This window comes from Phycicoccus sp. HDW14, from assembly GCF_011383005.1.
Classification (GTDB): Bacteria; Actinomycetota; Actinomycetes; order Actinomycetales; family Dermatophilaceae; genus Phycicoccus.
In genome coordinates this window covers 951,389-973,418 of record NZ_CP049935.1, presented here as the reverse complement: position 1 = coordinate 973,418, position 22,030 = coordinate 951,389, and the positions used below count along the sequence as shown (strand labels likewise).

General features: G+C 75.0%; 16 protein-coding genes, 2 pseudogenes and 2 riboswitches. Of the genes and pseudogenes, 5 read left to right on the top strand and 13 right to left on the bottom strand.

Annotation, left to right across the window (positions count from 1 at the left end; genetic code table 11):
• The first annotated feature begins 1 nt into the window (after position 1).
• Positions 2 to 1,270, top strand: coding sequence for a DUF58 domain-containing protein (locus G7075_RS04870; RefSeq protein WP_166119434.1), 1,269 nt, complete (start codon positions 2 to 4; stop codon positions 1,268 to 1,270).
• Between the two features lie 502 nt (positions 1,271 to 1,772).
• Positions 1,773 to 3,587, top strand: coding sequence for a transglutaminaseTgpA domain-containing protein (locus G7075_RS04865; RefSeq protein WP_166119431.1), 1,815 nt, complete (start codon positions 1,773 to 1,775; stop codon positions 3,585 to 3,587).
• 85 nt (positions 3,588 to 3,672) lie between these two features.
• Here the strand turns inward: G7075_RS04865 and G7075_RS04860 are convergent, their stop codons facing one another.
• The 6 genes and pseudogenes from G7075_RS04860 to G7075_RS04830 form a co-directional block, all read right to left on the bottom strand.
• Complete coding sequence (locus G7075_RS04860) at positions 3,673 to 5,148, bottom strand: RNA polymerase sigma factor (protein ID WP_240917892.1); 1,476 nt, start codon at positions 5,146 to 5,148, stop codon at positions 3,673 to 3,675.
• A 313-nt stretch (positions 5,149 to 5,461) separates the two neighbouring features.
• On the bottom strand, positions 5,462 to 5,851 hold the full coding sequence (locus G7075_RS04855) for a universal stress protein (protein WP_166119428.1): 390 nt from the start codon (positions 5,849 to 5,851) through the stop codon (positions 5,462 to 5,464).
• 112 nt (positions 5,852 to 5,963) lie between these two features.
• Positions 5,964 to 7,097 (bottom strand): homoserine O-acetyltransferase, encoded by a 1,134-nt coding sequence (locus tag G7075_RS04850; RefSeq protein WP_166119426.1) that lies wholly within the window; start codon positions 7,095 to 7,097, stop codon positions 5,964 to 5,966.
• An 18-nt stretch (positions 7,098 to 7,115) separates the two neighbouring features.
• Positions 7,116 to 7,225, bottom strand: a riboswitch (SAM riboswitch).
• A 70-nt stretch (positions 7,226 to 7,295) separates the two neighbouring features.
• Positions 7,296 to 8,374, bottom strand: a pseudogene (locus tag G7075_RS20815) (DUF4192 domain-containing protein).
• Between the two features lie 104 nt (positions 8,375 to 8,478).
• On the bottom strand, positions 8,479 to 8,859 hold the full coding sequence (locus G7075_RS04835; protein WP_166119418.1) for a YkvA family protein: 381 nt from the start codon (positions 8,857 to 8,859) through the stop codon (positions 8,479 to 8,481).
• 76 nt (positions 8,860 to 8,935) lie between these two features.
• A complete protein-coding gene (locus G7075_RS04830) occupies positions 8,936 to 9,676 on the bottom strand; it encodes an EcsC family protein (RefSeq protein ID WP_205860622.1) in 741 nt (246 codons plus the stop codon).
• 135 nt (positions 9,677 to 9,811) lie between these two features.
• Between G7075_RS04830 and G7075_RS04825 the strand changes: the two genes are divergently transcribed.
• Entirely contained in the window at positions 9,812 to 11,503 is a 1,692-nt protein-coding gene (locus G7075_RS04825) for a DNA polymerase (protein WP_166119415.1), read from the top strand.
• Positions 11,504 to 11,516: 13 nt separating this feature from the next.
• On the opposite strand, the gene G7075_RS04820 is transcribed toward G7075_RS04825, so the two are convergent.
• The 5 genes and pseudogenes from G7075_RS04820 to G7075_RS04800 all read right to left on the bottom strand — a co-directional run bounded on the left by G7075_RS04820 (position 11,517) and on the right by G7075_RS04800 (position 19,367).
• Positions 11,517 to 12,440: a PAC2 family protein gene (locus G7075_RS04820; protein ID WP_166119413.1), complete on the bottom strand. Its 924-nt coding sequence runs from the start codon at positions 12,438 to 12,440 to the stop codon at positions 11,517 to 11,519.
• 69 nt (positions 12,441 to 12,509) lie between these two features.
• Positions 12,510 to 16,354 (bottom strand): annotated as a pseudogene (hrpA, locus tag G7075_RS04815) (ATP-dependent RNA helicase HrpA).
• 21 nt (positions 16,355 to 16,375) lie between these two features.
• On the bottom strand, positions 16,376 to 17,581 hold the full coding sequence (locus G7075_RS04810; RefSeq protein ID WP_166119410.1) for a hypothetical protein: 1,206 nt from the start codon (positions 17,579 to 17,581) through the stop codon (positions 16,376 to 16,378).
• Between the two features lie 5 nt (positions 17,582 to 17,586).
• Positions 17,587 to 17,877, bottom strand: coding sequence for a hypothetical protein (locus G7075_RS04805; RefSeq protein WP_166119407.1), 291 nt, complete (start codon positions 17,875 to 17,877; stop codon positions 17,587 to 17,589).
• 122 nt (positions 17,878 to 17,999) lie between these two features.
• Entirely contained in the window at positions 18,000 to 19,367 is a 1,368-nt protein-coding gene (locus tag G7075_RS04800) for a bifunctional o-acetylhomoserine/o-acetylserine sulfhydrylase (protein WP_166119404.1), read from the bottom strand.
• 81 nt (positions 19,368 to 19,448) lie between these two features.
• Positions 19,449 to 19,561, bottom strand: a riboswitch (SAM riboswitch).
• 84 nt (positions 19,562 to 19,645) lie between these two features.
• On the opposite strand from G7075_RS04800, the gene mgrA reads away from it, so the two are divergent.
• Positions 19,646 to 20,695 (top strand): L-glyceraldehyde 3-phosphate reductase, encoded by a 1,050-nt coding sequence (gene mgrA, locus G7075_RS04795; RefSeq protein ID WP_166119402.1) that lies wholly within the window; start codon positions 19,646 to 19,648, stop codon positions 20,693 to 20,695.
• A gap of 13 nt (positions 20,696 to 20,708) precedes the next feature.
• Positions 20,709 to 21,143: a nitroreductase family deazaflavin-dependent oxidoreductase gene (locus tag G7075_RS04790; protein WP_166119400.1), complete on the top strand. Its 435-nt coding sequence runs from the start codon at positions 20,709 to 20,711 to the stop codon at positions 21,141 to 21,143.
• Here G7075_RS04790 and G7075_RS04785 read toward each other — a convergent pair.
• Both G7075_RS04785 and G7075_RS04780 read right to left on the bottom strand, forming a co-directional pair.
• Complete coding sequence (locus tag G7075_RS04785; protein ID WP_240917891.1) at positions 21,106 to 21,591, bottom strand: hypothetical protein; 486 nt, start codon at positions 21,589 to 21,591, stop codon at positions 21,106 to 21,108. The genes G7075_RS04790 and G7075_RS04785 overlap by 38 nt on opposite strands.
• Positions 21,584 to 21,946 carry a hypothetical protein gene (locus tag G7075_RS04780; RefSeq protein WP_166119397.1) on the bottom strand — a complete coding sequence of 121 codons (363 nt, stop codon included), beginning with the start codon at positions 21,944 to 21,946 and terminating at the stop codon, positions 21,584 to 21,586. Before G7075_RS04780 ends, G7075_RS04785 begins: the two co-directional genes overlap by 8 nt.
• Positions 21,947 to 22,030: the final 84 nt, after the last annotated feature.

Sequence of the window (22,030 nt, the reverse complement as noted above, 5' to 3'; positions counted from 1 at the left end):
CGTGTACGCGCTGCGCCGCACGCTGACCACCCGGGGAGCCTCGTTCGCCGGCAGCGGCGTCGTGCTCGTCCTCGCCGGGGTGCTCCTCGGGCAGCACGACGTCACCCGGGTCGGTGTGCTCCTGCTGGCCCTCACCGTCGCCTCGCTCGTCATCGTGCGCCGGCACGGGCTGCACCTCGAGGTGTCGCGCTCGGTCGCCCCGGGCCGCGTGGCCATCGACCAGCGCTCGGTCGTCACCGTGCGCGTCCGCAACACCGAGACCTCGGCCACCCCCATCCTCATGGCCGAGGAGTCGATCGACTACGCCCTCGGCGACCGGCCGCGCTTCGTCCTGCCGGCGCTGCGCGGCGGGGTCACGCAGGAGGTGCAGTACACGGTCCGCTCGCACACGCGCGGCGTGCACCGCGTCGGGCCGCTGCAGGTGCGCGTGCGCGACCCGTTCGGGCTCACCCTGCGCACCGCGGCGGTCAGCGGGCACGCGGAGGTCGTCGTGCTCCCCCGGGTCGTGCCGCTGACGGCCGGCCGCTCGCTCGGCAGCGGCATCGGCAGCGAGGGCTCGATCCCCCACATGGTGGCCCTGCACGGCGAGGACGACCAGACGGTGCGCGAGTACCGCGACGGCGACGACCTGCGCCGCATCCACTGGCCGGCCACGGCCCGCACCGGCGACCTCATGGTCCGCCAGGAGGACCGGCCGGCCAAGCGCCGGGCCGTCGTCCTCCTCGACTCCCGGGCCGAGGGCCACGGCGGCTCCGGCCGCTCGAGCTCGCTCGAGTGGTGCGTCACCACGGCGGCGTCGGTCACCGCCCACCTCGTCGAGGGCGCCCACGCCGTGCACCTGCTGACCGCTGATCCGGGCACCGACACCGGCACCCGCCACGACTCCACCGTCGAGCGGGCGCTCGACACCCTCGCCCGGGTCCGGCTGGGCGGAACCGACGACATGCGCTCGGTGCTCCACGACGCCAGCGCCCTCACCGGTCAGGGCGGGCTCGTGGTCTACGTCGGGGGCCCGCTCGGCGACGACGACGCACACACCCTCGCCGCCCTGCGCCAGCCCGGCTCGAGCGGGGTCGCCCTCGTCGTCGAGCCGGGCAGCTTCGGCGGGTCCCGCTCGCGCCGGCGCGACCCGGCCGCGAACGACGTCGCCGAGGCCACCGCGGCCACCCTGCGCGCCTCGGGGTGGCTCACCACGGTCGTCGACGCCGCCACCGGCCCGGCCGAGGCCTGGACGAGCGTCGTGTCGAGCGCACTGGTGGGTGCCCGGTGAACCGCGCCCGCCCCGCCGACGCCGCGCTGGCCGCGGTGGCGACGCTCTGCGTCACCTTCCCGCTCACCGAGCTCTTCACCCCGACGGCGGCGTGGGTGCGCCCCAGCGCCTTCCTCGTCGCGCTCGTCGCGGTGGCGGGCGGCCTGCTGCGGATGGTGACGACCTCCCGCCCGCTCGTCGTCGCCGGGCAGGCGCTCGTCCTCTTCGAGGGGGTCGCGCTCGTCCACGGGGGCGGGCACCTCTGGAAGAACGTCGTGCCGGTGCCCGACACCCTGCACGCCCTCGGGGTCCTGCTCACCGACGCCTACACGACGGTCACCACCTACAGCGCCCCCGCGCCCGCCGACCGCGGCACCACCCTGGCCATCAGCCTGCTCATCGGCCTCACCGCACTGGCCACCGACGCCGTGGCCGTCAGCTACCGCAGCCCCGCCCTGGCCGGCCTCCCGCTGCTCGGCGCCTACCTCGCGTCGGCGACGAACACGGGCACCGGGCTCGCGGCGTGGCTCGTCGTGCCCCGGCCCTGGCCTGGCTGGCGATGGTCGGGCGGCAGGGCGTGCGGTCGCTGCGCACCTGGGGTGGCACGGCGGCACCGGGCGGCCGCAGCGACACCGACCCGGCGAGCTCGTTCGCCACCGTCGGCCGGATGGTCGGCGTCGTCGCCCTCGCGGCGGCCGTCGTCCTCCCGGGCCTGGTCCCCCACTTCCCGACCACCTTCATCGCCGACGGCCTCGCGCGCGGCGACGGCGCCCGCGGCAACGGCGGCTCGGTGCGGCTCTCGACGAGCATCGACATCGCCCGTGACCTCGCCGACCGCTCCAGCGACCCGGTCATCACGTACACGACGACCTCCGAGGACCCCGAGCCGCTGCGGGTCGGTCTGCTCGACAGCTACCGGCGGGGTCGCTGGCAGGCCTCCTCCGACGTCACCTTCGTCCCCCTCGACGGGCGGCTGCCCGGGTCCTCGGCGACCCCCGACGTGCGCCGCACCACCGAGAAGATCACCGTCTCGTCCTCGTCGGTCGGGCTCCCCCAGGTCGCGATGCCGGCCAACCCGCTCGGCACCCCGTTCCCCACCGGCTCGTGGCGGGTCACCGGCGCCGGGCTCGTCGAGCTGACCGCCTCGGTGCCCGAGTACACCGTCGAGTACGAGCAGCTGGCCCCGTCGGCCGCCCAGTTCGGCGCGACGCCCGGCGGCGCCGCCCCCGACTCCGAGGACCTGGCGCTCGAGCCGCGCTCCGAGGACGAGATCCGGGCCCTGCTCGACCGGGTCACGGCCTCCGGCGACTCGCCGCTCGAGGTGGCGCGCAAGATCCAGGACTACCTGCGCGGCCCGACCTTCACCTACTCCGAGGACCTCGCCGACGACACCGCGGGCGGCCAGCGCCCCGAGGAGCCGCTGCTGCGCTTCCTCGACAGCAAGCGCGGGTACTGCGTGCAGTTCGCGAGCGCGATGATCATGCTGTCACGGGCCGCGGGCATCCCGGCGCGGATGGCCGTGGGCTTCCTCCCCGGCGCGATCGACGGCGACGAGCGGGTCGTGCGCGTCAGCGACGCCCACGCGTGGCCCGAGCTGTACTTCCCCGACCTCGGCTGGATGCGCTTCGAGCCGACGCCCGGTGTCCGCAGCGGCATCTCGCCGCTGTACACCCGCGAGAGCAGCGCCCCCGAGAACAGCGCCGTCCCGGTGCCGTCGTCGTCGGCGTCACCGTCCGCGTCGAGCGCGCCGCGTCCCACCGGCGACGTCACCGCCGACAACCCGAGCGACCCCGGCTCGACCGGCGCCGCCACGGGCCTGCTCGACCTCGTGCGGCGCAACGCGGCCACCCTCGGCGGCGTCCTGGCCGTGCTCGTGCTCGCCGCACTGACCCCCTTCGGTGCCTGGCTGGCCCGCCGGCGGGCTCGGCGCCGCGCACGCGACGACGCCGAGCGGGTCGAGGCCGAGTGGCAGTCGCTGCTCTCGCGCCTCGGCGACATCGGCATCGTGCCGGGCGAGGGGTCGACCCCGCGCCAGGCCTCGCACGAGCTGGGCCGGGCCGCCTACCTCACCCCGGACGAGGACGCCGCCCTGGGCCGCGTCGTCGCGACCCTCGAGCGCGCCCGCTACGCCCGCCCCGGTGCCGAGCTCCCCGACGTCCAGGACGACGCGTCCACCGTGTGGCGGGCGGCGCTCGGGCGACGGCGGCGCTCGGACCGCGTCCGGGCCCTGCTCCTGCCCGAGGAGGGGCGCCGGCACTGGCGCTCCCTCGTGCGGCTGCCGGCCCGCCGGTCCTCCGACGACGAGGCAGGGGACGACGCCGGGGGCGACGAGGGCTGAGCGAACGACGAGGGCTGAGCGACGGCGACGACGACGAGGGGCCCCGGGCGGTGTGCCCGGGGCCCCTCGTCGTGTCGCGCCGACCTCAGTCGAGGTAGTCGCGCAGCGCCTGGCTGCGGCTGGGGTGACGCAGCTTGCTCATCGTCTTGGACTCGATCTGACGGATCCGCTCGCGGGTGACGCCGTAGACCTTGCCGATCTCGTCGAGGGTCTTCGGCTGGCCGTCGGTGAGCCCGAAGCGCATCGAGACGACACCGGCCTCGCGCTCGGAGAGGGTGTCGAGGACGCTGTGCAGCTGCTCCTGGAGGAGGGTGAAGCTGACGGCGTCGGCGGGCACGACGGCCTCGGAGTCCTCGATGAGGTCACCGAACTCGCTGTCGCCGTCCTCGCCGAGCGGGGTGTGCAGCGAGATGGGCTCGCGGCCGTACTTCTGGACCTCGACGACCTTCTCGGGGGTCATGTCGAGCTCCTTGGCGAGCTCCTCCGGGGTGGGCTCGCGGCCCAGGTCCTGGAGCATCTGGCGCTGCACGCGGGCCAGCTTGTTGATGACCTCGACCATGTGCACCGGGATGCGGATGGTGCGGGCCTGGTCGGCCATCGCGCGGGTGATGGCCTGGCGGATCCACCACGTCGCGTAGGTCGAGAACTTGTAGCCCTTGGTGTAGTCGAACTTCTCGACCGCACGGATCAGGCCGAGGTTGCCCTCCTGGATGAGGTCGAGGAAGAGCATACCGCGACCGGTGTAGCGCTTGGCGAGGCTGACGACGAGGCGCAGGTTGGCCTCGAGGAGGTGGTTCTTGGCCTTCTTGCCGTCCTGGGCGATCCACCACAGCTCGCGCTTGAGCTTCATGTCGAGCTTCTCGCCCGAGTTGAGCTTCTCCTCGGCGAACAGGCCGGCCTCGATGCGCTTGGCGAGCTCGACCTCCTGCTCGGCGTTGAGGAGGGCGACCTTGCCGATCTGCTTGAGGTAGTCCTTGACCGGGTCGGCCGTGGCGCCGGCGGTGACGACCTGCTGCGCGGGCGCGTCCTCGTCGTCGTTGCTCATGACGAAGCCGGTGTCCTCGCCCTCGCCCTCCTTGCCCGTCCGGGGCGTGGCGGAGTCCTCGGTGGTCTCGTCGGCGTCGTCGGCCTCGACCTCGGGGGTCTCCTCGTCGGCGGTCGCGGCGGCCTTGGCGTTCGCGGTCTTCGCGGCGGCCTTGGTGGCGGTGGCCTTCTTCGCGGCGGGGGCCGCGGCGGCGGAGGCGGTCTTGCGCGTCGTGGTCCCCGCGGCGGCCTTCTTGGCCGGGGTCGCGGTGGCGGCCTTCTTCGCCGGGGCGGCGGCGCTCTTGGCGGGGGCCTTCTTGGCCGGCGCCTTCGTCGCGGTCGCGGTGGCCGAGGCCTTCTTCGCGGTGCGGGTGGCCGCGGCGGCGACCCCCGCGGAGTCGTCGTGGCGGACCTCGATCCCCTGCTCGCCGAGCGCGCGGAGCACGATGCGGCCCCGGCTCGGGCGGACGTCGGCGGCACGCAGCGCCTCGGCGACCTGCTCGCCGGTGACCGAGCCGGTGGTCCGCCCCTGACGCACGAGGGTCTGGAGGGCCTGGTGGGAGAACTCAGGGGCAGAGCGCTCGGTTCGGGGGTCTTCGTGGACACAGGCGACACCGACTACCTTTCGTCGCGGAGAACCGCGCAGCCGGGGACGCGAAGGTCCACGGCCTGCGGTGGTGAGGGTCCGGGGGTGGCGTCCCGGCGGATCGGTTCGACCCCATCCGGCCAGGTGCGCTCTACCATTATAACTTTCCCGGGCGCCCGCGAGCACATCCGGTGGGTCGATGACCCCCTCGACGCCGTGATGCACGCACCCTCGACGCAGTGCGGCGGAGCGGAACCGGTGCGGCTCAGCCCTTCACGGCGAGCACGGCACACGGCGCGTCGAGGAGGATGCGCTGGGCGTTGGAGCCCAGGATCAGCTTCCCGACGGGGGTGCGGCGGCGCAGCCCGATGACGATGAGGTCGGCCGAGGTCTCGTTGGCCACGGCGATGAGGTCCTCGGCGGGCTCGTTGCCCCGCACCAGCTGACGCACCTCGACCTGGGCACCGCTGGCCGACATCTCGTCGGTGACCCGCTGGAGCTCCTGCTCGGCCGCGCGGGCCTGCTCGTCGTCGAGGCTGCCACGGTGCGAGTTGATGACGACGAGTCGGCTCTGGCGAGCCTTCGCCTCCTCGACGGCGCGGGCGAGAGCTGCTCGCCCCTCCTTCGTCGGGACGAAGCCAACGACGATCGTCACGATGTCCTCCTCGGCGGTGCTGGGTCTCGCTCGACCGTACCGCAGTCGGGCCCCGGTTCCGGGGAGACGACCTCGAGGATCACACGCGCCCGCCGCAGGTCGGGGCGGGTGCTCAGGCGGCGACCGCGAGGACCTGCTCGACGACCTCGCCCACGCGACCGGTCTCGACGAGGAAGCCGTCGTGGCCGTGCGGCGAGTCGAGCACCGTGAGACCGGTTCCCGGACGGAGTCGGGCCATCTCCTCGGACAGCCGCAGGGGGTAGAGCCGGTCGGTGGTGACGCCGACGACGTGCAGGTGCCCCGGGTAGGCCCCGAGCGCCGCGCCCACGCCGCCACGCCCGCGCCCGACGTCGTGGCTGTTCATCGCCTCGGACAGCACGACGTAGCTGTTGGGGTCGAAGCGCCGCGCGAGCTTGGTCGCGTGGTGGTCGAGGTAGCTCTCGACGTCGTAGCGGCCCCCGCCTCCGAGCGGGTCCTCCCCCGCGCGCGGCCGGCGGCCGAAGCGGTCGTCGAGCTCGCCCTCGTGGCGGTAGGTGGTGTGCGCGATGCGCCGGGCGATGCCGAGCCCGGTGAGCGGGGCCCGCCCGGTGTCGTAGTAGTCGCCGTCCTGGAAGTCGGGGTCGTGCCGGATGGCCAGCAGCTGCGGCTGGCACCACGCCACCTGGTCGGCGGTGGCCGCCGGGGTGGAGGCGAGGACGAGGCTGCGGGCCACCCGGTCGGGGTGGGTCGTGGCCCACTCGAGCGCGCGCATGCCGCCCATCGACCCCCCGAGGACCAGCGCCCACCGCTCGATGCCGAGTGCGTCGGCGAGCGCGGCCTCGGCGGCGACCTGGTCGCGGATGGTGACGAACGGGAAGCGCCCGCCCCACGGCCGGCCGTCCGGAGCGGCGGACGAGGGCCCGGTGCTGCCCTGGCAGCCGCCGAGCACGTTGGACGCGACGACGAACCACCGGTCGGTGTCGAGCGGGGCACCCGGCCCGACGAGGCCCGGCCACCAGCCCGCCGTGGGGTGCCCGGGCCCGGCCTCGCCGACGACGTGGCTGTCGCCGGTCAGGGCGTGCTCGACGAGGACGGCGTTGTCGCCGCTCGGCGAGAGGGTCCCCCACGTCTCGTAGGCCAACGTGACCGCGGGCAGCACCCCGCCGCGCTCGAGGGGCAGGTCGCCCACGGCGGCGAAGCGGCGGTCACCGACGGGGTCACCCGGGCGCCAGACGGCGCCGGTGGACCGGGTCGGGGTGGCAGTCATCGCAGATGGCTCCTCGGACACTCGCGCTTGCCGCGACGGGCGCCGCGGCCGGGTCATCACCCGGGGCACCCCACCGCGAGGAGGGTTGCCGCCCAGCAAACCGGGGTTTGGCGCTGGGACTCATGACCTGGCTCGATGGTACCCGTCGACCCCCGGCCGCGGAGGTGCTCGTCCGATCCTCGAACGCCCGCCCACCGCTCAGCCCGCCCGCCGCTCGGGGACCACCGAACCGGGCGGTGGCGGGCGCAGCCCCCGGTCGACGAGCGTGGCGAGCAGCCGGGCCAGCCGGTACCCGGGGTCGACCCGCAGGGCCCGTTCGAGGGCGGCGCGGGCGAGCGCGCCGTCACCGTGGGTCCAGGCCACCTGGGCGGCCGTGGTGCAGACGGCCGCCGCGTCGTCGGGGCAGGCGTCGGGGACGTCGCGGCACAGCGCCAGCAGCCGGGCGAGGACGGCGTCGGGGTCGCCGGGCTCGGCGCCGCCGGCTCGCCAGTCGCCCATCCCGCCCCACCGGGGCAGCCACCGCTCGAGCCGGGCGACGACGACGGGGTCGAGCTCCTCGCGCGGGATGACCCCCGGGGCGAGCCAGCCGATCAGCGCGTCGCGGACGGTGACGTCGCGCAGCGCCCGGACCGCGGTGGCGACGACCGCGGGAGGTACGGGCGACTCGCGGGCGACGGCGCCGGGTGCGAGGACGGTGGCCCAGGCCCGGACGCCGTGGCGGCCACCGTGCCGGGGCGGGTGCGCACGCGACCCGGCGAGCAGCGGCCCCACGAGGGCGGAGCGCACGGGGTCGGGGTCGACGACGCGGTCGACGGCTTCTCGGTCGGCGAGTGGCGCCCGCCCGAGGGCCACGAGGGCGGCGACGGCCGGCACCGCCTCGGGGGGCGGCAGCCGCACGCCCCCGGCCGGGCAGCACGGACCGGAGCAGGTGGGTGAGTAGCGCCGCCCGTCGCGCACGACGAGCACGTCGGCGACCTCGGCGCCCCGGACTCGACCGCCTCGAGCACCGCGAGGAGCAGGGGGTCGCACTCGCCCTCGACGTCCTCGTAGCCGACGAGGTGCACCCGCCCGCGGACCTCGCGCCGCAGCGGACCGACGAGCGCCGCCACGGTCTGCGGCACGTACCGGTCGGGTGGGATGTCGACGCGGGCCACGAAGTGCACGCGCCGGCCGTCGAGGGCGACGGCGACGACGCTGCGCCGCGGGTGGTACCCGAGCTGGTAGGGCAGGACCGCGAGGAGCTCCTCGGGGCCGTGGACGCTGACTGTCTCGCTCATCCGCCCACGGTGCTCGCGCGGCACCGGCCGGCGGAAGCACCGAGCTCGCGCCTGTGGACGACGGCCCGGGAGTCGCGGCCTGTGGACGACGGAGGCGGACGGCCTCAGCGCACGACGTCGGAGGGCACGGTCGGCGACGCCGCCGGTCCGCGCCCCTGCGTCTTCTCCCACTCGAGGAACTTCTCGGTCTCCTCGACGAGCGTGGTGGCGACCCAGCCGAGGACCATCGCGTCGTCGGCGAGCCCGAACACCCCGAGCGCGGCCTCCGGCAGGAGGTCGATGGGCGAGACCACGTAGGCCGCCCCGGCGCCGATGAGCGCGACCTTGCCGAGCGAGATGCCGGTGTACTCCCCCGAGCGCACCGCCTTGACCATCCGGGGCACGGCGACGGCACGGTCGCCGAGCGACGGCCCGCCGGCGCGGGTGGCCAGGCGCACGGCCCGGCCGAGGGCGCCGACGTAGGCGAGGGTGCGGGCTCTGGCCATGGTGTTCCTCCTGGCTCGCGGGGTCTTTCCGCTGTGTCGACGGACGGGGCGCACGGGAGGTTCCCGTGCGGGGCGGTCAGGCGGGACCGATGTGGCCCGCGACCGCGGGGAACTCGCGCTTGGCGTCGACCGCCACCCGGCGCAGCAGGACCGCGTCGACGCCGGCCCCGACGACGCCGCCGACGACCGGCACGCCCCGGCCGAAGCGGGACAGCACGCCCTTGCCGGTGCTCGCGACGAGCTTGAAGAAGACGCCCTTCTTGACGACCATCGACGCCGGGCCGGGCAGCCGCTGGGCGGCGAGGTTGGTGAGCGTGCCGCCCATCGGGGCCGCAAGCTTGGCCTTCTCGAGGAGGTCGTCGGCGTCGGCGCCCACGAGCGTGAGCAGGACGGCGGCGCGGATCTGCGGCTGGTCGATGTCGTGGCCGCGGACGCGCGCGATGGCGGCCGTCATCCGGGTCGCGAGCGCGTAGAACGCGACGACGTTGGCGGGCAGGGCGATCGGGAGGGTGACGAAGCCGCCGAGGCCGGTGACGAAGCCCTCGGCGCCGGCGAGCCGGGTGTGCGACGCGATGATGGCCGACACGGCCTTCTCGCGGTCTCCCCCGCTCGAGCGCAGCGCCTTGTCGGCGACCTCGGAGGCCGGGTCGAACGGGCCCTTGCCGTCGATGCCGATGTCGAGGATCTGGTCGACGACGCGCACGGCCTGGCGTCCGAGCACGCCGTCGTCCTCCGGCGCGTCCCCCGCCCGCTCCAGCGCGGTGCGGGCGTCCTGCACGGCGTCCTTGCTGCGGCGGCCTCGGTCGAGCAGTCCCACGGTGTCCTCCCGGTCGACCGGGGCGGCGCTGGTGGCGACGCTCGTGCTCCGGCTGCGGCCATCCTGCCACGCACCGGGGCCAACCTGCGGCGGGGTCGCGCACCGCCTGACGGTGCCCGGCCGTACCCTCGGCGCATGCTGTCGGGCGAGGTCGCGGTGCTCGTCGCGGGCACCGGCGGCTCGGCGGCGGGCCTGCTGCACGGCGACCGGTTCGTCGCCGGCACGCCCGCCGAGGTCGCCGCGACGGTGGCCGCGCTCGAGGAGACGCACCACCCGCGGTGGGTGTGGTGGTCGGCCGGCGCGGCCGCCCGCGAGCTCGTCGCGGCCCGCGTGCACCTGGCCCGGGCCTGGGACGTCGCGGAGGCCCACCGGCTGCTGCACGGCGGCTTCGAGGCCACGCCGGCGCTGTGCTGGGCCGCCGCCCACGACCTCGCGCCCGAGTCGCTCCCCGCTCCCCCGGGCGACGACCTCTTCGACCTCGTGGGCGCCGACGACCTGCCCCCGCCCGGCGTGCTCGTCGACGCCGCCGGCCACCTGCGCGCCGACCACGTCCGCTGGCTCGAGGACCCCGCCCACCTCGAGGCGTGGGCCGCCGCGGCGCTCACCGTCGCCCGCCGCCAGCTGGCCCGGGCCGGGGGCGTCTCACCCCGCCTCGCCGGCACCGTCACGTCCGAGTCGGCGGCCGCCCTGCTCTGCCTCGAGCTCGAGCGCGACGGCCTGCCCCTCGACCGTGCCCGCACCGAGCAGCTCGTCGCCGACGCCGTGGGTCCCCGCACCGTCGGCGACGCCGAGACGGCCGCCGCCCGGCGCTCCCGCGACGAGATGGTCCTGCGCCACGTGCCGGGCCGCGAGTCCACCGACCTGCGGAACCCGGTGCAGGTCAAGGAGATGCTCGCCGCCGTCGGGGTCGACGTGCCGACGACGCGCAAGTGGGTGCTCGAGGCCTACCGCGAGGTGCACCCGGTCGTCGAGGCCCTGCTCGCCTGGCGCCGCGACGAGCGCATCGCGACGACCTACGGCTACCGGTGGCTCGACTCCCACGTCGGCCCGGACGACCGGCTGCGCGGCCGCTGGACGGCCTGCGACGGTGCCGCCGGCCGGATGACCGCCGAGAACGGCCTGCACAACCTGCCGGCCGTGCTGCGTCCCGGAGTGGCCGCCCACCCGGGGTTCGTGTTCGTGCGCGCCGACCTCGGCCAGGTCGAGCCGCGGGTGCTCGCGGTGGTCAGCGGCGACACCGCGTTCGCGGCCGCCACCCGCGCCGACGACCTCTACGCCCCGGTGGCCCAGCGCCTCGGGTCCGACCGGGCGGTCGCGAAGATCGCCGTGCTCGCGGCGATGTACGGCCAGCGCAGCGGGGCGGCCGGCGAGGCCCTCAAGGGGCTCGAGGCCGCCTACCCAGTGGCGATGGGGCTGCTCGAGCGAGCCGCGGCCTCGGGGCGCCGCGGTGAGCCGCTGCGCACGTACGGGGGGCGGCTCGTGCCGACCGGCCGCTTCCTCGCGTCCCGGCCGCCGGGCGCCGACCCCCAGCTCGACGCGGCGCGAGGACGGTTCGCGCGCAACGCCGTCATCCAGGGGTCGGCCGCCGAGCTGTTCAAGGCGTGGGCGGCCACGGTGCGGGCCTCGGTGCGTGACCTCGGGGCGTCCGTGGTGCTCTGCCTCCACGACGAGCTGCTGCTCCACGTGCCCGAGGACGCCGCCGACGAGGCGGTGCGGCGGGTCGACTCCTCGCTGCAGGGCGCGGCCCACCACTGGTCCGGGGGTGCGCCGGTACGGTTCGTCGCCGACACCTCGGTGGTGCGGCGCTGGTCCGAGGCCAAGGACTGACCCCGAGCCGGGCTCAGGCGCGCGGGCCCTCGTCCTCGTCGTCCGACACCGAGCGCAGGAAGGTCTCGAACTCGGCCCCGAGCTCGTCGGCCGACGGGATCTGCGAGGTCTCGGTGGCGAGCAGGCTCGGGCGCTCCTGGCCCTCGACGAACGCGTCGTACTGCTGCTCGAGCGCCGTGATGACCTGCCGCGCCTCGTCGCTGTTCGCGACCTCGGCGGCGATGGCCTGCTGGTTGACCCGGGCCCGCTCGACGAGCTCGTCGTTCGGCAGGTTGAGGCCGGTGGCGTCGGTGATGGCGTTGAGCGAGGCCAGCGTGCCCTCGGCCCACTCGGCCGTCGCGAGGTAGTGCGGCACGTGCACGGCGAAGCCGAGCGCCTGCCGGCCGAGCTCGCCGAGGCGCAGCTCGAGGAGGGCGCCGATCGAGGCCGGCACCTGGACGCGGCCGAACGGCGAGCGCGCCTCGCCGATGAGGGTGTCGTCGGTGGCGTGCGCCGTCATGCTCACCGGGCGGGTGTGCGGGACGCCCATCGGGATGCCGTGGGTCGTGACGACGAGGGTGACGCCGAGCCGGTCGGCGAGCTCGCGGATCGCCTCGACGGTGCGCTCCCACTGGTAGTCGGGCTCGGGGCCGGTGAGCAGGTAGTACGTCTGCCCGTCGCGGTCGGTGAGCCGGTGCAGGAGCATCGCGGGGTCGTCGTACTCGACCCAGCGGCTGGTGTCGAAGACCATCGCCGGGCGACGGCCGCGGTAGTCGAGGAGCTGGTCGACGTCGAAGGACGCGACGACCTCCGGGTCACCGGTCTCGAGCAGGTGCGAGCCGAGGGTCTCCTGGATCTGCCCGGCGTCGATGAAGCCCCCGAGCAGCACGAGGAGGACGCCGGGACGCGAGGCGTCGACGTCGGTCTCGAGGCGGAAGAGGTCTGAGGGGTTCTGCACGGGACACGCCTTTCACGATGGATCTCGTAGCGGGTGAACGTCCGGGGGCCACCCCGGATTCCCCGGGCCTCAGCGGGCCGCCGCCTCGGCGATGGCCCGCCGCACGCGCTTCTCCGACACCGAGCCCCTGGTGCCGAGGGTCTGGGCGAAGAGGCTGACTCGCAGCTCCTCGACCATCCAGCCGATGTCGGTGACCTCCGGGGCCGCGCGCCGGGCCGGGGGCAGCGCGTCGAGCAGGTCGGCGTACGCGGACTCGACCGCGTCGACCTGCTCCTGGAGCACCGGTTCGCGCGGGTTGGTCGCGACCCGCTCCAGGCGGTGCTGCATGGCCCGCAGGTACCGCTCGAGGTCGGGCAGACGGGCCAGCCCCGTGGCGACCACGAACCCGGGCCGGACGAGGCCGTCGAGCTGGGCCCGCACGTCGGCCCGGGCCGCCGCGGTCGAGCCCGCCGCCGCGCCCTGCGCGAGCGCGTCGAGCGTGCGCCGCACCTGCGCGGCCCGCACGAGCACCGGCTCGACCCCCTCGACGACCTTCAGCACCCGCGTCGCCGCGTGCGTGCGGACGGCCGCGAGCGCCGCCTCGTACGCCTGCTCGGTGCGCACCGGGCCCGTCACGTGCTCGGCGACGAGGTCGTCGACGGCGGCGTCGAGGCAGTCCTGGAGGAGGGCGGGCACCGACCCGTGCGGGTTGTCGGCGAGGGCGAGCTTCTGGGCGTTGGTCAGCCGGGCGAGCACCCGCTTCCAGGGCGCGGTGGTGCCGAGCAGCAGGAGGCGGCGCACCCCGGCCCGGTGGGCGGCCGCCGCGGAGCCGGCGTCGGGCAGGACCCGCAGCGCGACGCTCGTCCCCTCGTCGACGAGCGCCGGGAAACCGACCACGACCTGCCCGCCGGCCCGTCCCTCGAAGGTCTCGGGGACGGTGCCGACCGACCAGGTCGTCAGGCCGCTGCGCTCGAGGGAGGCGCCGGCGCGCGACATCCCCTCGCGGACCGCTCCCCCGGCCTGCTCGCGCAGGGCCTCGAGGTCCTTGCCGGCGGCGACGAGCAGCGGCCCGCGTCGCCCGGGACGCTCGACGGAGAAGGTGACGCGCAGGTGGTCCGGGACGCGGGCCAGGTCGAACTCCGAGGGGTCGACACGGACCCCGGTGCGCGCGAACAGGACCCGGGCCAGCTCGTCGGTGAGGGACCCGCGTCCGGGTTCGGCCTCGCGCAGCGCGGCGACGGCGTGGTCGGGCGCGGGGACGAAGTGCCGGCGGGTGGCCTTCGGCAGCGAGCGCAGGAGGGCGACGGCGAGCTCCTCGCGCAGGCCCGGCACCTGCCAGTCGAACCCGTCGGGGGTCAGCCGGTTGAGGACGGCCACGGGCACGTGCACGGTGACGCCGTCGGCCGCCTGGCCCGGTGCGAACTGGTAGGTGACGTCGAGCTCGAGGTCACCCTGGCGCCAGGTGCGGGGGTAGTCCTCGGCCGAGACCGCCTCGCCGGTCGCGGTGGTCAGGTCGTCCTCGGTGAGGGTGAGCAGGTCGGGGGTGCGACGCCGCTCACCGCGCCACCACCGGTCGAAGTGGCGCTCGGTGAGGACGTCGGCGGGGATCCGCTTGTCGTAGAAGGCGAACACGACGTCGTCGTCGACCACGATGTCGCGGCGGCGGGCTCGTTCCTCGAGCTCGGCGACCCGCTCGAGCGTGCGCAGGTTGTCCTTCCAGAAGGCGTGCCGCGGGTCCCAGTCGCCCTCGACGAGCGCCGAGCGGATGAAGATCTCGCGGGCGGCCTCGGGGTCGGTGCGGGCGTACTGGACCGCGCGGTCGGTGACGAGGGGGACGCCGTACAGGGTGACCCGCTCGGTGGCGACCGCGGCCCCGGCGCTGCGGCTCCACCGGGGCTCGCTGAGGGTGCGGGCCACGACGTGCGACCCCGCCTCCTCGGCCCACTCGGGCTCGATGGCCGCGACGGTGCGGGCCCAGAGCCGCGAGGTCTCGACGAGCTCGCCGGCCATGACGAACTCCGGGCGGCGGCGGAACAGGGTCGAGCCCGGGTTGATGCCGAACCGGGCCCCGCGCGCGCCGAGGTACTCGCGCTTGGCCTCGTCGCGGACCCCGACGTGCGAGAGCAGCCCGGACAGCAGCGCCCGGTGCACGGTGTCCCAGTCGGGCTCGGCGCCTCGGGCCGCGGTGGCCAGGTCGGGGTCGAGCCGCACCTGCTTGGCAGCCCGCCGCAGCTGGGCGTGCAGGTCCTGCCACTCGCGGATGCGCAGGTAGTGGAGGTACTCGTTCTTGCACATCCGGCGGAAGGCGCTGTGCGAGAGCTCCTTCTGCTGCTGCTTGAGGTAGGTCCAGAGGTTGAGCAGGGCGGCGAAGTCGGAGCGCTCGTCCGTGAAGCGGGCGTGGCTCTGGGCGGCCTGGGCCTCCTTGTCGACGGGGCGCTCCCGCGGGTCCTGGATGGAGAGCGCGGCGACGAGCACGAGCACCTCGCGGGTGCAGCCGAGCCGGCCGGCCTCGACGACCATCCGCCCGAGGCGGGGGTCCAGCGGCATCCGGGCCAGCGTGCGCCCGGTGCGGGTCAGGCGACGCTCCCTCCCCCGGTGCCGGCCGGGGCCGCGCTCGTCGGTGGAGAAGGCGCCGAGCTCCTCGAGGAGCCGGACCCCGTCGGCCACCTGACGGGCGTCCGGCGGGTCGACGAACGGGAAGCGGGCGACGTCGCCGAGCCCGAGCGAGGTCATCTGGAGGATCACCGAGGCCAGCGAGGTCCGCTGGATCTCGGGCTCGGTGAACTCGTCGCGGGACTCGAGGTCGGCCTCCGAGTACAGCCGGATGCAGACCCCGGGCGCGACGCGGCCGCAGCGGCCGGCCCGCTGGGCGGCACTCGCGCGGCTGACCGGCTCGATCGGCAGGCGCTGGACCTTGGTGCGCTGGCTGTACCTCGAGATGCGCGCGGTGCCCGTGTCGACGACGTAGCCGATCCCGGGCACGGTGAGCGAGGTCTCGGCGACGTTGGTGGCCAGCACGATCCGGCGGCCCCCGCTGCGACGGAACACCCGGTGCTGCTCGGCCGCCGAGAGGCGCGCGTAGAGCGGCAGCACCTCGGTGCCCGGGAGCCTGCGGGCCGTGAGCGCCTCGGCGGCGTCGCGGATCTCCCGCTCCCCCGAGAAGAAGACGAGGATGTCGGTGGCATCCGGGCTCGGCGGCGCCTCGGTCCACAGCTCCTCGACGGCCTCGACGACGCCGGTGACCTGGTCGCGCTCCTCGACGACGTGCCGACCGTCGGGGTCGAGCTCGACGAGCGGCCGGTAGCGGACCTCGACCGGGTAGGTGCGCCCGGACACCTCGATGACCGGGACCTCGCGCACCACCTCACCGCGCTCGTCGGTGCCGAAGTGGCGGGCGAAGCGGTCGGGGTCGATGGTGGCCGAGGTGACGATGACCTTGAGGTCGGGGCGGCGCGGCAGCAGCTGCTTGAGGTAGCCGAGGATGAAGTCGATGTTCAGCGACCGCTCGTGCGCCTCGTCGATGATGACCGTGTCGTATCGGCGCAGCTCGCGGTCGCGCTGCATCTCGTTGAGCAGGATGCCGTCGGTCATCACCTTGACGCGCGTGCTGTCGCTGCTGTGGTCGGAGAAGCGCACCTGGTAGCCCACGAGCCCCCGAGCTCGACCTGCACCTCCTCGGCGATCCGCTCGGCGACCGAGCGCGCGGCGATCCGCCGGGGCTGGGTGTGCCCGACCTGGCCGTGGACGCCCCGGCCCAGCTCGAGGCACATCTTCGGCAGCTGGGTGGTCTTGCCCGACCCGGTCTCGCCGGCGATGACGACGACCTGGTGGTCGCGGATGGCCGCGAGGATGTCCTCGCGCCGCTCGACGACGGGCAGGTGCTCGGGGTAGTGCAGCTCCGCCGCGTCGATCGCGTCGAGGGGGCGGACGGGCATGTCCGACAGGATAGGTCGCGCTCACCACGAGCTCCTCCGAGTTCCCGGCCGCTCCCCACCCGGGAGGGTGACGGGCGGGGTGGGCTCGGGCGGCCGGTCCTTCGGGACCACGTGCGGCAGCCCCTTCGAGGCGGCCTGGAGGGCGACCCCTCCGGCGTAGAGGCGCACCGTGTCGGTCCCACCGGCCGTCACGAGGGCGAGCTCGGTGTGGGCCCGGTGCAGCTGCGTGAGCGCCCCGCGGCGGACGGCGTTGCGCACGCCCGTGCCCGGCACGGCGCCACCCCACCGGCTGCGCACGAGGTGGCCCGCGACCACCGGGCGCGCCCGGCCACCGAACCGTTCGGCGGCCGCCGCGACCCGGGCGCGGGCCGTGGCGACGACGCCCGCACGCAGCCGCTCCTCGGCGGTCATCGCCCGGGCCAGGACGAAGCCGTTCGGCAGCACCCGGGCGCCGGCCTTCGAGGAGGTCCTGAGGGCCTCGCCGCCCGCGCCGAGGGCGGACGTCAGCGCGCCGACGCCGACGTCGGTCCAGCTGCCCTCGTCGTAGCCCACGAGGAGGGCACCGTCGGCCACGGTGCCGAGGGCGTCGGCGTACGCGCCGGCGACCGCGAGCGGCCGGCACACCCGGGCGGGGGTCATCGCGAGGTAGCCGGCGCCGTGCCCCACGCCGGAGAGGGTGCGCAGGCCGCGGTAGACGACGGGGTCGCCGATGCCGTCGCGGGCCAGCGCCCCGAGGACCGCGGCGCACCGCGCGTCCGAGGCCTGCAGGGCGTCGAGCGCTGCGGAGTGGGCCGCCTCGGCCCGGCCGGCGACGAGGATCTCGTCCTGCTGGGCCAGCCGGACGGTGAGCAGCGCCGGCGCGGACTCGTCGAGACCGGTGCCCAGCAGCACCACGGCCCGGTCCTCGAGGTGCTCGTACACCTCCCAGGCCTCGCGGTGGACGAGCACGGCCCGCTGGGCCACGGCCTGCTGCTCCTCGAGCACCGCCGCGTGGGCGCGCAGGGGCGCCTCCGCCCCGAGGAAGCGCCGGGCCGCGGCGTCGAGGACCGCGGGAGCCGCCGCGATGCGGGCGCCGAACGCCTCGCCGGCGGGGCCGTCCCAGACCGCGCCGTCGCGCATCCGGGCGAGGGTGGCCGCGGTGGCCGCGAGCCGGCGGCCCGTGAGCGCGACGGCCTCGGCGACCGCCCGGACGCCGACCGCGTCGCCCGGCACCGGCTCGAGCAGCATCCGGCTCACCACGTGGGACCCCCGTCGAGGCTGCGGGAGACCCCGACGTCGGTGTCGAGGTAGGCACCACCGGCCTCGGCCGCGGCCGCCCCGAGGTCGGCGAGCGAGCCGGCCAGCTGCAGGCGGGCGTGCCGCCAGCCGCCGAGCAGCTCCTCGAGCGCCGCACCGCTGCGGCCCGGGCCGAGGGCCCACGCGTCGGCGTGCGGGTCGCCCATCGCCGCCAGGCCCTCGGCGAGCTCGACGAGGGAGGCCCCCACTTCGAGGACGGCCTCTGCATCGACCCGGAACGACGTCATCCCGTCACGCTAGGACGACCGCGCGCACCGCCCTCCGGGTTTTCCACAGGGACGCCCCGGCCGGCCCGTGCGGGCCGACCGGGGCGTCCGGGGTGCTGCGGTGGCGGTGCGTGGAGAGGGCCTCAGGCGGGCGAGCCGACCAGCTCGGGCGTGGTGTCGCTCGAGCCGCCCGGGCCCTGGGCGGCGGCGAACCCGGCGTCGAGGTCGGCGAGGATGTCCTCGACCGTCTCGATGCCGACCGCGAGCCGCACGAGGCCCGGGGTCACGCCCGCGGCCAGCCGGTCCTCGTCGCCGCCCTGGCTGTGCGTGGTCGACGCGGGGTGGATGGCCAAGGAGCGCACGTCACCGATGTTCGCGACGTGGCTGTGCAGCGACAGACCCTCGACGAAGCGCCGCCCGGCCTCGATCCCCCCGGCGATCTCGAACGCCAGGACGGCCCCGGCACCGGCGGGCGCGTACTTGTCGGCGAGCGCCTTGCCCGGGCTGCCCTCGAGCGAGGCCCAGCGCACCGACTCGACCTGCGGGTGCTGCTCCAGGTACGCCGCGACCTTCCGGGCGTTGGCGACGTGCCGCTCGATCCGCAGGCTGAGGGTCTCGAGCCCCTGGGCGATGAGGAAGGCGTTGAACGGGCTGATCGCGGCACCGATGTCGCGCAGCAGCTGCACGCGCGCCTTGAGGATGTAGGAGAGGTTGGCGCCGAACGGGCTGCCGACGCCGAGGTCCGGGCCGTAGCGCAGGCCGTGGTAGCTCTCGTCGGGGGTGTTGTAGTTCGCCCAGCGCTCGGGGTCCTGCGCGAAGTCGAAGCGCCCGCCATCGACGATGACCCCGGCGATCGACGTGCCGTGCCCACCGAGGTACTTCGTCGCCGAGTGGATGACGACGTCGGCGCCCCACTCCAGCGGCCGGATGAGGTACGGCGTCGCGATGGTGTTGTCGACGACGAGCGGCACCCCGACCTCGTGGGCGACGGACGCGACGCCCTCGATGTCGAGCACCTCGGCCTTGGGGTTGGCGATCGTCTCGCCGAAGAAGGCCTTGGTGTTCGGGCGCGCCGCGGCACGCCACGCGTCGAGGTCGGTGTGGTCCTCGACGAAGGTGACGTCGACCCCGAGCTTCTTGAAGGTGTACTTCAGGAGGTTGACCGTGCCGCCGTAGAGCGCGGCGCTGGAGACGATGTGGTCGCCGGCCTCCGCGAGGTTGAGCAGGCCGAGGGTCGTCGCGGCCTGGCCGGACGACACGAGCAGCGCGCCGACGCCGCCCTCGAGTGCGGCGATGCGCTGCTCGACGGCATCCTGCGTCGGATTCATGATCCGCGTGTAGATGTTGCCGAACTCCCTGAGCGCGAACAGGTTCTCGGCGTGCGCGGTGTCGTTGAAGACGTACGAGGTGGTCTGGTAGATGGGCAGGGCCCGGGCGCCGGTGGCGCTGTCGGGCGTCTGGCCGGCGTGGACCTGGCGGGTCTCGAAGCCCCACTGGGACGGGTCGGACATCTGTCGCTCCTGGCTCGTGGGTGCGTCCGACGCATCGGCCGGGCGCACGCGGACGTGTACACGGCGGGGGTACCGGAGGGTCTCCCGCGCTTGCGCACGGCGGGTGCCGTGCGCCAGGTCCTCACCCGGGGCACCCCACCGCGGAGGAGGGTTGCCGGCCAGCGAGCCGGGGCTTGGCGCTGGCACTCATGACCTGGGCTCAGGATACGCACGCCCCGACGGCAGGTCACGCCTCTCCCCCACCACGTCTCACTCCCCGAACGGGGCAGGATGGGGGCATGACGTTCCACGCCGACGAGTACAAGGCCGCCGCCAACCGCTACCGCGCCGGGATGCCCTACCGACGCACCGGCCGCTCCGGCCTCGACCTGCCCGCCATCTCGCTCGGGCTGTGGCACAACTTCGGCGACGACGTGCCGCTCGAGCGCCAGCAGGCGACCCTGCGCCGGGCCTTCGACCGCGGGGTCACGCACTTCGACCTCGCGAACAACTACGGACCTCCGTACGGCAGCGCCGAGCGCAACTTCGGCACGATCTTCGCCCGCGACTTCCGGCCCTACCGCGACGAGCTCGTCATCAGCTCCAAGGCCGGCTACGACATGTGGCCCGGCCCCTACGGCCAGGGCGGCGGCTCGCGGAAGTACGTCACCGCCTCGGCCGACCAGTCGCTTCAGCGCACCGGCCTCGAGTACTTCGACATCTTCTACAGCCACCGCTTCGACGACACGACGCCCCTCGAGGAGACGTGCGGCGCCCTCGACTCGCTCGTGCGCGCGGGCAAGGCCCTGTACGTCGGCATCTCGTCGTACTCGGCGCAGCGCACCCGCGAGGCGGTCGACATCCTCCGGGCGATGGGCACGCCGCTGCTCATCCACCAGCCGTCGTACTCGATGCTCAACCGCTGGGTCGAGGAGGAGGGCCTGCTCGACGCCCTCGGCGAGACCGGCGTCGGCTGCATCGCCTTCTCACCGCTCGCGCAGGGGATGCTCACGAACAAGTACCTCAAGGGTGTCCCGGCGGGCTCGCGTGCGGCACAGGGCAAGTCGCTCGACCCGTCGCTGCTCACCGACGCCGCGCTCAAGCACATCCGGGCCCTCGACCGGATGGCCAGGGCGCGCGGGCAGTCCCTCGCGCAGATGGCCCTGGCCTGGGCGCTGCGCGACGCGCGCGTCACGTCCGTCCTCATCGGGGCGAGCTCGGTGGCCCAGCTCGACGACTCCCTCGACGCCGTCAAGAACCTGAAGTTCTCGGCGGAGGAGCTCGCGAAGATCGACAAGTACGCCGTCGACGCGGGCATCAACCTCTGGAAGACCTCGAGCGCGAAGTGAGTTGGACCCTGACATGAGCGACGACTACCTCCCCTCCCCCACCGGCTGGGTCCGCGACCAGGTCGAGAAGATCGAGGCCGCCGGCGACACCCGCGCGGTCCAGGTGATGAACCGCCCGGTCGTCATGCTGACGATGCGCGGCCGGAAGACCGGCGGGGTCCGCAAGGTGCCGCTGATGCGCGTCGAGCACGACGGCGTCTACGCGGCCGTGGCCAGCAAGGGCGGCGCCCCCGAGCACCCCGTCTGGTACGGCAACCTGCAGGCCGACCCCTCGATCACGCTGCAGGACGGCACCGAGAGCTGGCCGGCCGTGGCTCGCGAGATCACCGGCGAGGAGCGCGAGCAGTGGTGGGAGCGGTGCGTTGCCGCCTACCCGCCCTACGCGGAGTACCAGACGAAGACCGACCGGCTCATCCCGGTGCTCCTCCTCGAACGCGCTGCGGGCTGACCGCCGCCTTCTCGACCCGCCGGAACCACAGCAGGCCGAGGACGGGCAGGACGAGCGGCACGAAGCCGTAGCCCTGCCCGAAGTGCGACCACACCGTCTTGTCCGGGAAGGCCGAGGCGGCCACGACCGAGGCCAGGCCGACGACGAGCACGCCCACGAGCTCGACGGCGCAGGCGGCGATGCCGACGCGCACCCACGCCCCGCCGCGGGCCAGGCACCACGTGGCGAGGACGTAGACGAGCGCCGCGAACGCCGACAGGACGTAGGAAAGCGGTGCCCGGGAGAAGTACTCGGTGATCTGCAGCACCGAGCGCCCGGTGGCGGCCAAGGCCAGGACGCCGTACACGACGACGAGGAGCACGCCCGGCCCGCCGAGGGCGCGGCGGTCGGTGCCATCGGGACGCGCGGCCGGGTCAACGCCGTCGGGGCCCGGGGTGGGCTCAGTCATAGGACATCCAGATCTGGAGGAGGCGGACGCTCATCACGCCGACGGCGAAGGCCCCGACCGCGATCGAGCCCATCGCCCACCGGGACTTCTCCTTGATGGCGAGGAACGCGGTACCGGGCGGGATGACGGGCAGGCTGACGAGGTAGGCGATGAACGTCGCGCGCTCGGCCGAGTCGTCGATGTGGCCGAGGCCGAGCAGCCCGGTGACGAGCAGCACGACGAGGGCGAGCTCGAGGAGGGCGGCGACGAGGAGCAGCCGGTCGTCGATGAGCCGGTCGCGGGCGGCGTACCAGATCGCGCCGAGGCAGTGGACGAGGGACAGGCCCACGACCACGTACGTCAGCCATGCGATCACGTCGCCATGCTAGACGCGTGACCTGCGCCGCCTGCGGCCGGTGCGCGGGCGGTGCGTTGGGGTCGGCCCGCGGACGGTGCGCGG

Bases quoted from the DNA above. Each gene is read 5' to 3' on its own strand.
- G7075_RS04850 (WP_166119426.1), bottom strand. From the start codon at position 7,097: ATGACTGCCACCCCGACCCGGTCCACCGGCGCCGTCTGGCGCCCGGGT.
- G7075_RS04835 (WP_166119418.1), bottom strand. From the start codon at position 8,859: ATGGCCAGAGCCCGCACCCTCGCCTACGTCGGCGCCCTCGGCCGGGCC.
- G7075_RS04825 (WP_166119415.1), top strand. From the start codon at position 9,812: ATGCTGTCGGGCGAGGTCGCGGTGCTCGTCGCGGGCACCGGCGGCTCG.
- G7075_RS04810 (WP_166119410.1), bottom strand. From the start codon at position 17,581: ATGCTGCTCGAGCCGGTGCCGGGCGACGCGGTCGGCGTCCGGGCGGTC.
- G7075_RS04805 (WP_166119407.1), bottom strand. From the start codon at position 17,877: ATGACGTCGTTCCGGGTCGATGCAGAGGCCGTCCTCGAAGTGGGGGCC.
- G7075_RS04800 (WP_166119404.1), bottom strand. From the start codon at position 19,367: ATGTCCGACCCGTCCCAGTGGGGCTTCGAGACCCGCCAGGTCCACGCC.
- mgrA (WP_166119402.1), top strand. From the start codon at position 19,646: ATGACGTTCCACGCCGACGAGTACAAGGCCGCCGCCAACCGCTACCGC.
- G7075_RS04790 (WP_166119400.1), top strand. From the start codon at position 20,709: ATGAGCGACGACTACCTCCCCTCCCCCACCGGCTGGGTCCGCGACCAG.
- G7075_RS04785 (WP_240917891.1), bottom strand. From the start codon at position 21,591: ATGACTGAGCCCACCCCGGGCCCCGACGGCGTTGACCCGGCCGCGCGT.